This is a genomic window from Streptomyces sp. MMG1533 (assembly GCF_001279775.1).
GTDB lineage: Bacteria > Actinomycetota > Actinomycetes > Streptomycetales > Streptomycetaceae > Streptomyces.
Genome location: NZ_LGDG01000039.1, coordinates 1 through 13,911, shown reverse-complemented (window position 1 = coordinate 13,911; position 13,911 = coordinate 1). Strand labels below are relative to the sequence as shown.

At 67.5% G+C, this 13,911-nt stretch carries 9 protein-coding genes; 6 read left to right on the top strand and 3 right to left on the bottom strand.

Annotated features, from left to right (window positions below; translation table 11 throughout):
* The 4 genes from ADK57_RS07025 to ADK57_RS47015 all read left to right on the top strand — a co-directional run.
* Positions 1-1,056 (top strand): glycosyltransferase family 4 protein (locus tag ADK57_RS07025; RefSeq protein ID WP_420711846.1); only part of this gene is annotated, 1,056 nt, incomplete at its 5' end.
* 111 nt (positions 1,057-1,167) lie between these two features.
* The gene (locus ADK57_RS07020) at positions 1,168-2,211 is read left to right on the top strand and encodes a serine hydrolase domain-containing protein (protein ID WP_053748480.1); all 1,044 of its coding nucleotides are present in this window, start codon (positions 1,168-1,170) and stop codon (positions 2,209-2,211) included.
* A 267-nt stretch (positions 2,212-2,478) separates the two neighbouring features.
* Positions 2,479-3,357, top strand: coding sequence for a hypothetical protein (locus ADK57_RS47020; protein ID WP_199830494.1), 879 nt, complete (start codon positions 2,479-2,481; stop codon positions 3,355-3,357).
* Positions 3,354-7,805, top strand: a complete 4,452-nt coding sequence (locus tag ADK57_RS47015; protein WP_078973000.1) for a caspase family protein — start codon at positions 3,354-3,356, stop codon at positions 7,803-7,805. Before ADK57_RS47020 ends, ADK57_RS47015 begins: the two co-directional genes overlap by 4 nt.
* Before the next feature lie 581 nt (positions 7,806-8,386).
* On the opposite strand, the gene ADK57_RS07010 is transcribed toward ADK57_RS47015, so the two are convergent.
* The gene (locus ADK57_RS07010) at positions 8,387-10,108 is read right to left on the bottom strand and encodes a glycoside hydrolase family 13 protein (protein WP_078972999.1); all 1,722 of its coding nucleotides are present in this window, start codon (positions 10,106-10,108) and stop codon (positions 8,387-8,389) included.
* Positions 10,109-10,411: 303 nt separating this feature from the next.
* Between ADK57_RS07010 and ADK57_RS07005 the strand changes: the two genes are divergently transcribed.
* Together ADK57_RS07005 and ADK57_RS07000 are read left to right on the top strand one after the other, a co-directional pair.
* On the top strand, positions 10,412-11,734 hold the full coding sequence (locus ADK57_RS07005) for a cation:proton antiporter (RefSeq protein WP_078972998.1): 1,323 nt from the start codon (positions 10,412-10,414) through the stop codon (positions 11,732-11,734).
* 354 nt (positions 11,735-12,088) lie between these two features.
* Positions 12,089-12,502, top strand: coding sequence for an SHOCT domain-containing protein (locus tag ADK57_RS07000; RefSeq protein WP_053748478.1), 414 nt, complete (start codon positions 12,089-12,091; stop codon positions 12,500-12,502).
* Between the two features lie 198 nt (positions 12,503-12,700).
* Here ADK57_RS07000 and ADK57_RS06995 read toward each other — a convergent pair whose 3' ends face one another.
* On the bottom strand, positions 12,701-13,111 hold the full coding sequence (locus tag ADK57_RS06995) for an ArsI/CadI family heavy metal resistance metalloenzyme (protein ID WP_234390018.1): 411 nt from the start codon (positions 13,109-13,111) through the stop codon (positions 12,701-12,703).
* Between the two features lie 54 nt (positions 13,112-13,165).
* A partial coding sequence (locus ADK57_RS06990; RefSeq protein WP_053748477.1) for an aquaporin occupies positions 13,166-13,911 on the bottom strand: 746 nt, incomplete at its 5' end.

The following is a 13,911-nucleotide window of genomic DNA, read 5'->3' as shown; positions in this document are numbered from 1 at the left end:
CCCCCCCGCCCCCCCCTCCCCTTCCTCCCCGCCCTGCCCCCCCCCCCCCCCCCCCCCCCCCCCCCCCGCGCCTTAATGCGGCCCCCCCCCCCCCCCAACCCCCCCCCCCCCGCCGAGATCGACCTACTGACGGTCGTCGGCAAGTGCCTGGAGGGCGCCGCCTTCAGCCGCTACGTCGCAGCCCTGCGCCGGGCGCTGGTGACCGCGATCGATCCAGCCCAGATCGGGGTACTGCACCTGCAGCACCTCACCTTCGGCGCCACGCCCGCCCTGCTCCGGGCTCTGCCGGCCCACCCAAGGATCGCCTTGGTCCACGGCACCGACCTGATCTTCGCCGAGGCCCACCGCGACCAGCTCCAAGTCCTCCGCGAGACGGCGAGGGCCGCCGACGCGATCGTCGTCCCCACCGGCGCGATGGCCGACCGCCTTCTCAAGCTCGCCCCGCAGATCGACCGCCGCAAGATCGTCCGCATTCCATGGGGCATCCCCGACCATCTGCTCACCGATCCGCCGACGCGGCCCGCCCGCACCTCCACCAGCCACCTACGACTGCTCTACGCAGGCAGGCTGACCGCCGAGAAGGGCGCAGAGCACCTGATCACGGGCCTGGCGCCCATTCCGGGAATCGAGCTGAGCATCGCCGCCCCCAGAGCCCAGTTCCACGCCTTGGCCCCGCTCCTCCAGCGGACCGGAGTGCGAGCCCGGTACCTCGGCTGGCTCCGCCGTCCACAGCTGTGGAAAGCCTTCGCCGAGCACGACGTCCTGGTCATGCCGTCCACCACCCTGGAAGCCATGGGCCTGGTCGCGCTGGAGGCCCAAGCATGCGGTCTGCCTGTCCTGTACCAACCCGTGCCCGGCCTCAACGAAGTCGTCGCCGCGTCCGGAGTGGCCACCGACTTCACCCATTCCGCCGCACTCGCCCGCGACCTCGACCGCCTACGGACCGCCCCCGGCCTGCTGCCCGCCCTGCGACAGGCGGGCTACGCGAACGCCGCCCGCTACCCCCTCACCACTACCGCCCAGGCCCTGGCCGACCTTGGCTGCCAGCTCACCTGAGACGCACACCGATCTGGCCCCGCAGCCGACGTCCGACACGCCATTGCCCAGATGGTGCCGCCCGCGTCACTACGCTGATCCGGCGGGTTGCCCACGGCGAACAGGGAGACCATGACGTACAGCACCGACCGCATCGAAGCCCTCCTGAACGAAGGCGTCCGCGACAAGGTCTACCCCGGCGCCGTATGGGCAGTCGGTGACGCCACCGGCACCCGCGCCCACGGCGCCACCGGGGTCCTAGACCCCAACGAGCCGAACGTGCCGATGCAGCTTGACACCGTCTTCGACACCGCCAGCCTCACCAAGATCCTCGCCGTGTGGTCCTCCATCGGAGCCCTGTGGGAGGAAGGCAAGCTCGACCTCGACACCCCGCTCGGTGACTTCTGGTCCGAAGTCGACGGCCACCCACTCGGCGCCGTGACCGCCCGCCATTTGCTGACCCACACGGCCGGCGCACCGCTCCGCGCGCAGCTCAAGAACCTCTACGGCACCGACCCCCAGGACATCCGCGACGGAGTCCTCCACGAGGCCCTGCACCGCCCGCCCGGCGAGGCCGTCGAGTACACCGACCGAGCCGCCCTCATCCTCGGATACCTCGCCGAATACCTCTCCGGGCGACGCCTCGACGAGCTCGCCACGGAACGGACCTGGCAGCCGCTGGGCATGCACTCCACCCGCTTCGGACCCCTGCCCGCCGAGATCACCACGCGGTGCGCACCGACCGAACTCGACCAGGACACCGACACCCACCTCAAGGGCGTCGCCCACGACTTCTCCGCCCGCCTCCTGGGCGGAGTGTGCGGGATCGCCGGCGCCTTCACCGTCCTCGACGACCTCGCCGTCTTCCTGCGCTACATGCTGGACACCTCAACCAGCCTGGGGCGAGCCGGATTTGGTTCCGACTGGACCAGGCAGTCACTGACCGTCCAGACCGGCACCCTGGAACCAGTGCGCGGCCTGTTCTGGCACCCCGCCCCTGGCACGCACCCCGCTGAGGACATCTGGGTCCACTACGGCTTCACCGGCACCGGCTTGTGGATCTCACCCGAGCAAGGACGGTGGGCAGTACTGCTGACCAACAAGCTCTACTACACCCGCGAACGCCAGCCCTTGACCAACGTCCGCAACGCCTTCCGCGCTCTTGTCTTGGCCTGAAGCAACCTGCGGCGAAGCCGTTGAGAGGGATGTGGCCGCCCGCGCACTGTGCGGTGCACCCAGGTTTACCGAATCACCGAGCACGACAGCCTCATGGCATTGTTCGACAGCGAGGACCCCGCTGAGGTTGATCCCACCGCCTCCCGCGACGAGCAGCTCATCAACGACCACGCCGTCTACCGCCCGTGAAGGAACCCCGCAGGGGAGCTCCGTCATCTGCTGTCCCGCTGGCGGGTACGATCGCGGAATCGGAACCTGGGGGAATCGATGTCCGCGATCGTTGTTGTGCATGGCATAGGGAAGCAGTACACAGGCTCTAACTCCCTGCACGGCTCGGTCTCTGCTGCACTCCTGGACGGACTGCACCGCGCCGGGGTCACCGAGGTGAAGCCGGACAACGTCCGCGTCGCCTTCTATGGTCACCTGTTCCGATCGCCGGGTACAGCACCAACCAAGGGAGACTTGGCCTACACACATCGTGATGTGACCGAGCCGTTCGAAATTGATCTCCTCCTCCGCTGGTGGGCGGAGGCACATCGCATCGAGCCGGACCGGGTACCACCTCTGGCTGCAACAGGAACCAGTAAGGCGACGACACCGCAGACTGTGCAGCGTGCTCTGTACGCGCTCAGCCGCTCCCGCTTCCTTGCACGCGCTGCTGATCGCTTCCTCATCGGCATACTCAAGCAGCTCCGTCTTTATCTCACGACGCCCAATGTCCGTGAGCGCGTGCAAGCGGAGATAGCCGCCGCAGTCACAGCAGACACCCGTGTGATCGTCGGCCACTCCCTCGGTTCAATCGTCGCCTACGAAGCACTGTGCGCCCATCCAGAGTGGCCGATCCACACTTTCGTCACCCTCGGCTCGCCCTTGGGTATTCCGAACCTCGTCTTCGAACGCTTGCTGCCTGAGCCACAGTTGGGCAGGGGAAGTTGGCCAGGCAACGTAAGAGCCTGGACCAATCTGTGCGATCGACACGACGTCGTCGCCCTCAACAAACGTCTAGCCCCGCTCTTCAACGACGGCGAGAACGTCGTTCGAGATGTCCTCATCGACAACGGTTGGCAGGCCCACGCCATCGAGCCTCATCTCACCGCTGCAGAGACAGGTGAAGTAATCTCCGAGGGTCTGCGGATGGCCCCATGATCCAAGTTGGACCAGGCGCGGTGCGGCGTACACTACTAGTCGGCGGCACAGCACGTTACGACCATCATCCAGAGCTCCCACGAGTGCGCACGGATATGGATGTCGTCAGCAATGTTTTCGCATTGCTCGGCTACGAAACCGGGCACCAGCTGTTGGACAAGACATGTGAGGGCTTCCGCTCAGGACTCTCCGGCTGGGCCGGGGCTGAGGACCGGACAGACGATGCTCTGGTTCTTTACTACAGCGGCCACGGGGACCGTGATCACCAACGCCACTACCTGCTGTGCCGGGACAGTCGAAGTGACCGCCTTGCCGGTACCGCCCTGGCCAGCGAGGATGTAGTTCGGATCATCAGCGAGAGTGGGATTCAGCGTCTCTTACTGATAATCGACACTTGTTACGCCGGGCAGGGCAGCGTTGACGCCGCACGCGCACTGGCCAGGGATCTCGGCGTCCGGTTAAGCACGACCAGCGCTGCCGACGAGCACCGGCTCACTGCATTCTCCGTAATCGCGGCCACCCGCTCACATGAACTAGCCGAAGATGGCGCCTTTACGTACGCCCTACGGACGGCGATCAGTGATCCAGACCTAGGTGGGCACCGCCAGCCCAAGCTCTATCTGGAGCAAGTCGTAGACCGGGTCAACGAAGTCCTCGCCGAGCACAGCCCGTATCAGCATGCCGCTTTGGGAACGTTGCCGACTGGTGAAGGCTTCTCCTTTATCCCTAACCCTCGCTACACCCCGGATGTTCCGGACGAGGGTATGGACCTCGCCGAACAACGTACTTGGGTCAGCTCAGAAGGACGCCGACGCCGCGAAGAACTAATCACGCACTTTGAACCCCGCGGCCGCGGCACGGATGCCTACGCAGGGATCACGGGCTCCTACTTCACCGGGCGTCTTGCAGCACTGACTGAACTGACCGGCTGGCTGGATAACCGGTCGCGACAGCTTGGCCGCTGCTCGCTGGTTACCGGACGAGGCGGGGTCGGCAAATCCTCGCTCCTCGGACGCCTAATACTTCTCGCTGATCCCTTGCTGCGGGCGACGCTGCCAGACATCGATGACAGTACAACGCCGCCCCGGCAGCGCGTGCACGCAGCACTACACGCGCGGCACAAGCTCCTCGAAGACATCACCGCAGGCATTGCCGACGCGGCTGGCCTAGCCGAGACCGATCCGGAACGACTCATTGCCGCGCTCTCCAGCCGAACCGAACCCCTGGTCATTGTCATCGATGCCCTTGATGAGGCTGGGACGGCAACTGGCGATACGGAGCCCCACCGCATTGCTGCAGCCCTGCTTGGCCCGCTCTCCCAACTTCCCTGTGTCCGCCTTCTCGTGGGCGCCCGGCCACATATGCGAGATGCCCTTGGCCGTGCGTTTACCTGCCTGGACCTTGATGAGCCACGCTGGACCGGAGAGCGGGACATCGAAGAATACGCACATCGGCTACTCCTTGCTCCCGACGGCCCAGGCAGCGTCGGCGTCTATACTGCGGCCACGGCGAAACCGGTGGCCTGCGCCATCTCATCACGCGCCAACCGAAACTACCTGGTCGCCCGCCTTATCGCCCGACCACTCGCCCACCGCGCACGGCCGGTCGACGCAAGCGTTCCCGGCTGGGAGGAGGAACTCCCTAGGCTTAGCACGCTCCCGAACGGTTCAGCGGGCCCCGCATTCCGCTGGGCGCTACACGAACAGTTGCAAGCCCGCGAGGTCCGGGGCCGTGCCCTTCTGACAGCCCTGGCCCACGCCGAGGGCTCCGGGCTCCCCGCAGGCGATATCTGGCGCGCAACCGCTTCCGCCTTCACTGGGGACGAGGTCACGGGCCAAGACATCCGCTGGATCCTGGACTCGGCAAGTGCACACATCGTCGAAGACCAAGACGTCGGCCCGGATGGCCAGGCACGCTCCGTCTACCGCCTTTATCACGAGTCATACGCAGAAGAACTTCGGGCCGCAATCGGGCCTGACGCAGGCGAACGTATCGCTGCCGCACTATTGGCGACAATATCGAGCGTCCCTGGGACCCAGTCATACGCGTGGTCCCACGCAGATCCGTACGTGCGTGCGCATCTTGCCAGCCATGCTGCAGGTCACGCGCTGCTCGACGACCTTGTCCTCGATCCGGCCTATTTGCTAGTAGCCGAGCCTTCGGCTCTACACAGGGCACTGCGGCATGTACGAAGTGCCGAGGCGCAGGCCGCCCGCGCCGCGTACGAGCGCTGTTCGCCCGTGCTGGCAGACGACGCGGCCACATCGCCAGCAGCCCAACTACGTCTTGCCGCAGTACAGTCCGGCGCAAATGCCCTTGCCGAGGCAGTACGACTACGCTTCTCCGATCTCCCCTGGGACACGCTGTGGGCCGAGGTACCGAGACGTCCCTTCCCCTTCCGGGCCATCGGCTCATTCACTACCCCCTTGAGGGGCGCCGAGGTCCTGGACGTTTCCGGTACGAAGGTGCTGGCCACAGCCCAAGCTTCGGGTCGGCTCGAGCTGTGGGATTTCGACACAGGAGTGCACCTCGGGCAGTTACCTCCTCCGGCCTCATCCCGTGTCCTGGCACTCGCGTCCTGCGCAGAGACACGCGCATCGTGGCTACTCGTCCACTCCGGCCACAGCAACGAGTGGGAGAGCAGTGTCGAGGTGTTCGATGTCCGGACACGTCACCGACTGGGTTTGCCCGTAAAGACCAAAGCAGCACAGTGCGCGCTAGCCGAAGTCGAGGGCACTTGCGTGATCGGACTCATGGCAACCGACGGAACCGTACAACTGATCGACGCAAGCACAGGTTCCGTCCTGGCCCGGCTCACCTCTCGGATGCGAACCTCCAATATGGCACGCCGTCCGCGTGACTCCGCTACGGCCCTGGTCTCCGGCCTACGCCATCCGCAGCACCTGGCGATGGGGGTACATGACGGCCGGCTGGTCGTGGCCGCGGCTGTAGGGGTGGGAAGGACGACGCCCCGGTTGTCGGGCCGTGCGGAGCTTGCAACCTGGACCGTGGATCCGGGGCAGGGATGGAGGGTCCGCGACGAGCGGCATTACCGCTTGAGGGGTAGGAACGTGGCGGCGATGGCCGTACGCCGAGGTCGCATCCTCGTGTCGTCGGAGGGCCGGCCTCGGATCACCGGGCGCGCACAAGTAGTCATCCGACGAGGGAACTTGACGGAATGGTTTTACCGTCGCGGTATGGGGCCCTCAGCGCTAGTGATGACGGATGATGATTCATACCGCGTGTGGGCCAAATCCTCATTTGTCAGCGTGACGAATACCGCTGGCAAAGAGACCAACTGGCTCGGCACGGAGTTGTCCACATCGGCTCAGGTTACGGTGATTCCCTCCGACTCGATGCACGCAGATCTTCTGACGTGGCGCACGGAGGGTAGTTCGGTCCACATCAGGGCCCTGCCTCTGGAAATGGAGGAAGGGCCGAGGGAACGCCGATCCGATGCTGTCGACGCCAGGCATGCCCACCTGGTCACGGGAGAAATCTCCGGTAAACCCGCCCTGGTGCGGTGCGACTCGACCAAGCCACCCTGCCTGGTCGATCCAGCCTCTGGGCAGGTGATCTCAGTCTTCGAGTGCGGACTCCTGGAAGAGATACGTCTGCAGGACATGTCCTACTGTGGTGCGCCGGGAACGCCGGTCGTCGCATACCGATGGCTACGGCAATGGCGGGCTCTGCACTGGGTTCGGGTCTTCGAAGGGAATTCGTCCCGCAGCGTCCGCTTGGGTGGCGGCTTCCTCAGACCGGTAATAGAGATGCAAATCACGTCATTCGACGGACTCCCTCTGCTCATCGGCCTATCCTCCGACAAGCTCACTGCTTGGAACCTCCGCGGGGTCTCTGAGGGGCAGGTAGATGTTTCCCGGTGCCTGACCCTCAGGACACTGGCCTTGGAAGGGAACACACTGCTCTCGGTGGTGGATATCAAAGAGCGGGCCATCAGAATCTTCAGACTGCCAGACTTCGATCAGCTCACAAGATTCCAATTCAGCTCCACCGATCACCCCGGCGTTCCTCTCGCAGCAAATCCTTACGACTGGTCGTACACCCACGACCTGGCGCTGTGGAACGGATCACCAGTCGCCGGATGGGTGGACCAGGCCGGCTGGATCAACGTCCACTCCATCCTGGATGATTCACTTGAGTGGAGTTGGAAGCTGCCGCAGACTCAACAGGTCACCCACCTCACACTCACAACAGTCGAAAAGCGCGGTGCCGCGATCGTATGCACGACCGATGGCACCGTCTTGTTGGTGGAGGTAGGCTCAGAACATCTGCTGTGCCAAGTACATCTCGGCGTGGCGATCCAAAGGATCACAGTCATTAGCGAAGGCGTAGTGGGGTTCATCACGGACGGTGGCTTGTTTTGCCTTCGTCTCACGTCAAACTCATCAACTACTGACCAGCAACAGGCCGCGGGAGCAAGCCCGTAGATCAGTACGACGGGAGAGGTGCTCTCCAACCGGCGGCACTTTCTGGCAAGGACTTCTGCGAAGGCGAGGAACTTGCGCCGAACAGGACCCTGGCCGGCAACATACTGACTTGAGACACGAGCCCTGGCCGCAGGCTCTCTGCAAGAGCAGCAGTCTGCGCGGGCACATCCAGGGCACATGAGCCTGGGAAACGGCGTTGACCCGTGAGAACTGCCGAGGAGAGTTTCCGCAGGTCAACGCACATTTCACCAAGAAACCCCAGGTCAGCGCCCCGCCGCCCCCACTTGCTGCACGAGTGGCAGGACTTCTCGCACCGGTTGCATGAGGCTGGGCATCAGCCGTACTGCCTGGTGTGGCCCTGAGCTGTGATTCTGGTGGTAGCGGGCGGGGTCTTCGGGCCTCGCCCTTTTTCGTGGGCGCCGGTTGCTCCCCGGGCGCCCGGAGGTGCATTCGGCCTCCCGCCATCGGACCAGGGCCTGTCCGGTCGGCGGGGAATGAACACCGGACAGGCCCTGGCGGATTCTGGCGCGACTGGGCGCGCGGGGGAGGTCGGCCGAGGTGATCCCGTCGCCGTGTGTCAGTCAGTCCAGCTGCAGCAGGGCCGTGGTGTCCGGCGGCAGCAGGACCGTGGTGTCCGGCGGCAGCAGTCCGTCCCTGCTCAACAGTCCTGAGGCGAGGAGGGGGCTGCCGGCGCCCGGGAGTGGGATCGGTTGGCCGGAGAGGTTGACCGCGCACAGCAAGCCGTTACCGCGTTCGAAGAGGAGCGTGCCGGCCGGGCTGTCCAGCCAGCGGAACTCCTCGCCCCGCAGGTTGGGGTCGGTGCGGCGCAGGCGCAGCGCGGAGCGGTAGAGCTGGAGCATGGAGGTGCGGTCGGCCTGGTTGGCCTCGGCGGTGTAGAACTTCCAGTCGTCGGGCTGGGGGAGCCAGGGCTTGGCGGACACGGAAATGCTGAAGCCGAAGGGCGGGGTGTCACCGGTCCAGGGAAGGGGGACGCGGCAACCGTCGCGGCCTCGGATCGTGTGGCCGGAGCGTTCCCAGGTGGGGTCCTGAAGCGCCGACTCGGGGAGGTCTTCGACCTCGTACAGGCCGAGTTCCTCGCCCTGGTAGATGTACGCGCCTCCGGGCAGGGCCAGCATGAGCAGGGCCGCCGCTCGGGCTCGGCGGGTGCCGAGGGCGAGGTCGGTGGGGTGGCCCTGGTCGCGCATCGGGGTCGTGATGCCGGTGTGGGCGCGGCCGTAGCGGGTGACGGGGCGGGCTTCGTCGTGGTTGGAGAGGACCCAGGTGGCCGGGGCGCCGACCTTCGCCAGATCGGTGATCGTGCGGTCGATCACCTCACGCAGCTTGTCGGCCTCCAAGGCGCACTTGAGGAAGTCGAAGTTGAAGGCGGTGTGGAGTTCGTCGGGGCGGAGGTAGTCGGGCATGCGGCCGGGGCGGACGTGAGCCTCGGCGACGAAGACGCGGGGGTCGGGGTAGCTGTCGGCGATGGCCCGCCAGCTGCGGAAGATGTCGTGGAGGCCGTCGCGGTCCCAGTGCGGGTGGTTCTCCTGGCCCTCGCCGGCGACGACGGAGAACTCCGTCAGGCCGAGGTCCGGGAGGGCCGGGTCCTTGACCATGCCGTGGGCGACGTCGATGCGGAAGCCGTCGACGCCCAGGTCGAACCAGAAGCGCAGGATCGACTCGAACTCGGCCCGGACCTCGGCGTTGTCCCAGTTGAGGTCGGGCTGTTCGGGGGCGAAGAGGTGCAGGTACCACTGGCCGTCCGGCGTGCGGGTCCAGGTGGGGCCGCCGAAGGCCGCGTGCCAGTCGTTGGGGGGCTCGCTGCCGTCCTCCCCTCTCCCCTCGCGGAAGATGAACCGCTCCCGTGCCGGTGAGGCGGGCGCCGCCGCCAACGCCTCCTGGAACCAGACGTGTTGGTCGGAGACATGGTTCGGGACGATGTCCAGGATCACTCGCAGGCCCAGCTCGTGGGCCTCGGCGATCAGCTTCCGGGCCTCGTCGAGGGTGCCGTAGGTGGGGTGGATGTCGCGGAAGTCGGAGACGTCGTAGCCGCCGTCGGCCAGCGGGGACGGATACCAGGGGTTGATCCAGATCGCGTCGACACCGAGATGGGCCAGGTACTGCAGGCGGGAGCGGAGGCCGGCGATGTCGCCGGTTCCGTCACCGTCACCGTCGCCGTCGGCGAAGCTGCGTAGGTACACCTGGTAGATGGCCGCGGTGCGCCACCAGGAGTCGTTCGCGGGGGCGTGCGTCACGTCGTTCGTGACGTCGTTCGTGACGTCGTTCGCGGGGGGTGGGTTGTTCATGTGGCTCGGTCCTGTCGGAGGGGGCGCGTGGTCCACGCCGCCCGGGCATTCATCACAACGGATTTCGGGTACCCCGCCCGGCTATCCCTTGGTCGCGCCTGCCGTGCCGCCGCGGACGAAGTCGAGGGGGATGTCCTGCAGCGCGGCGAGGAACATGAGCATGAACGTGCCCGCCGTCGTCCGAGTCCCGTAAGGCCCGCACCGGCCACCGCTCCCCCGGTCGCCGTGGTGATGGTGCTGACCTAGCGTGGAAGTGCTCGGGTCGCATCGCAACCGACGGCCGTGGATCCGGAGGGCCGGAACATGAGCGGTGGCGCCTGGACCGGTGTGGCGGTGGCGGGCGTCACGGCGGCGTACGTGCTGGGCTCGCGTCGGCTGTCCTCTACGCCGCTGTCGTCGCCGATCGTGTTCGTCGGCTCCGGGATCCTCCTCGGGCCGGCCGTGCTGGGCATCGTCGACCTGGAGCACGACGCCGCACCGATCATCGCGCTTCTCGAGGCCACCCTGACGCTCGTACTGTTCACCGATGCCATGGCGGTCCGCAGACGGGACCTGGTGACCGGCGGCTACCTGCCGAGCCGCCTGCTGGGCATCGGACTGCCGCTGAGTATCGGGGCGGGCTGGCTGCTCGCCTGGCCGTTGCTGCCGGGACTGACGGTGTGGGAACTCGCACTCGTCGGCGCCGTCCTCGCCCCCACCGACGCCGCCCTCGGCAAAACCGCCATGTCCAGTCCCCGCGTCCCGGCGCTCGTACGTCACGGACTGAATGTCGAAAGCGGCCTGAACGACGGCATGGTGCTGCCCTTCTTCGTGCTGTTCCTGGCAGCCATCCCCGGCACGCACTATGCGGACGAGGGCGTGTCGGGTGTCTTCTGGCGCGCACTCGTGCTGAGCACCGCGCTGGGTCTTCTCGTCGGCGGGCTCGGAGGCCGGCTGCTGCAGTGGTCCCGGGCCAGGGGATGGGTCACGCGCGAGTGGCGGCATGTCTACCTGCTCGCCGTCGCGGCAGCGTCGTACGAACTCGCCGTCGTGACGGACGGCAGCGGCTTCATCGCCGCCTGGGTCGCCGGATTCGCCTTCGGGTTCGCCCTGCGCCGTTACCGGACCGGCCGTGAACAGGAAGATCCGGACAGCACAGCCGAGTTCGCCGAGACTCTCGGCGGACTCCTCGCGTCCATCAGCCTGCTGGTCTTCGGGGCGGTGCTGCTGGGTCCCACACTGGAGCACCTGAACTGGCGGATCGTCCTTTACGCGGTGCTCAGTCTCACCGTCGTCAGGATGCTGCCGGTGGCTCTCGCGCTCGCCGGGAGCGGGCTGCGGCCCCCTACGGTGGCGTATGTCGGGTGGTTCGGGCCACGCGGTCTCGCGTCCGTGGTGCTGGCCCTGCTCGTGGTGGAGGAACAGGTCCACGGGACGGAACTGCTGGGCAGCGTGGTCGCGATCACCGTCGGCCTCAGCGTCCTCCTGCACGGTGTCTCCGCCGTGGCGCTCGCCGAGCGGTACGGCCGCTGGCACGAGAGGACCGCGGCCACCACCCGCGACCTGCGCGAGGGCACACCCGCACCGAGAGCCGCGCGCGCCACGGGCTCGGTCCCCCGCACCAGCCCGGGAAGTCCCGAGAAGTGAGGCGGCGCCCCGCCCCGCCTCGAACGTCGGCCGCGACGGCGGGGAGGCCGTCACCGACGACCATCCCGGGGCTCGCCCGTGGGCGTTCAACGGCGGAACGGCGGAACCCTGCACCGGGTGGCCGTGGACGTCGGCGGAGAACCGTTCGTCGACCTGGAGCGGGAGGACCGGGAACGAGCGGACCGTCGACCAGGAGCCGGCCGAGGAGCCCCCGCGCGTCCGGATGACCAGGTCTTCACCCGTGCGGGGTGAGGCGGCGGGGCGAAGAGCCGCCACATGCTGGACGCGGGATCGGAAAGCACGACGGTGACTACGGCGCCCCAGGCTCACGTCCCGACCGACAGGAGACCGACCATGAACGGCACAACACTCGACCTCGCTGCGGACTATCCACTGCTGAACGTGTTCTGGACCACGATGTGGGTCTTCCTCTGGGTCCTCTGGTTCATGATGCTCTTCCGCGTCATCGGCGACATCTTCCGTGACGACGGCATGAGCGGCTGGGGGAAGTCCGGCTGGACCGTCTTCGTCGTCGTGCTGCCCTTCCTCGGCGTCTTCGTGTATCTGATCGCGCGGGGCCGGGGGATGGGCGAGCGTGCGCTGCGGCAGGCCCAGCAGCAGGAGCAGCAGGTCCGCTCCTACATCCGCGAGACCGCAGGGCCCACCGGTCACGCCGATGAACTGGCGCGGCTCGCCGAGCTCAAGAACCACGGCGACCTCACGGCCGCCGAGTACGAGCAGGCCAAGGCCAAGGTTCTCGCGGCCTGAGGACGGTCGGTGTTCGACGACATCGAGGGTGGGGTCGGCGGGCTGTTCAGCAGCCTGGAGCGCCTCGGCAAGCTCAATCGTGACCACCGACCGGCCCGACTGCTGCGCTCCCGGCCGCGCCGAGGACCTGCCGGATGGGCAGCGACGGCGCGCACGCCTACCCCGAGGACGGGGGAAGGGCCGGAGAGCCGTTGCGAATCACCGATATCCGGCGTTGCAGCAGCTGCTCTCGGCGGCCGGTTCCTCCGAGCCGGTGTCGGCCGTGGCCGGGTCGGCGCAGCAGGTGCTGCCCTGTTGCTTGGCGAGGGAGTCGGCGTCGGCCTTGACGACGTACACCTCCCAGGGTTCCCGACCGGGGCCGTGGACCCAGACCTTGTCCTGGAGGGCGTGGCAGCAGGTGGTGTCGTTCTCCTCGACCGTGGCCAGGCCCGCCTCGCTCAGGCGGGTGGTGGCGGCGCGGACGACCTCGGTGCTCTCGACCTCGACGCCGAGGTGGTCCAGCCGGGTCACCTCGCCCGGGGCGCCTTCGATCAGGACGAGCTTGAGCGGGGGCTCGGCGATCGCGAGCAGCCGACCACCTGACCCCTGGCCACCTGACCTTCTGGCCACGTGACCCCTTGGCCACCCGACCACCCGACCACCCGACCACCTACATCCGGTGCCTCATTCGGCCGATCGTCCGCGCATGAAGACGAGCGCGACCAGGGCCAGCCCCACCACCGCGCCGACAAGTTGCATGCCGACGAACGCCGGGACCGAACCCGGTGCGATGCCCGCGAAGGTGTCGCTGAAGGCGCGGCCGACCGTCACCGCCGGGTTGGCGAAGGACGTGGACGAGGTGAACCAGTACGCGGCGCCGATGTACGAGGCGACCGCGACGGGGGCGAAGCGCAGGCGGTCGGTGCGGGCCAGGCCGAAGATCAGCAGGATCAGGCCGGCCGTCGCGACGACCTCACCGAGCAGCAGATGACCCGCCGAGCGGTCGTGGGTGGACCACTTCACCAGCGGCTCGCCGAACATCGCGTCGGCCAGGACGGCGCCCGCGATCGCACCGACGACCTGCGCCGGGACGTAGACGGCGACCTCGCGCAGGGTGACGCCGGGGCCGCCGCGGCGGGCGGTCCACCACTCGGCCAGGGTGACCGCGGGGTTGAAGTGGGCGCCCGAGACGGGGCCGAGCAGGGTGATCAGGACGCCGAGGCCGAAGACGGTGGCGAGGGAGTTGGCCAGCAGCTGCAGGCCGACGTCCTGGGTCAGCTCGGTGGCCTGGATGCCCGAGCCGACCACCACCGTGACGAGCGCCGCCGTGCCGACCAGTTCGGCGGCGGCCCGGGAGATCAGCGGAGGAGCCTGGGGCGGGGTGGCGCCGGGGGCGGGTTGCGGCTCGGGGCCGGGGGCGGCGGGGGGCG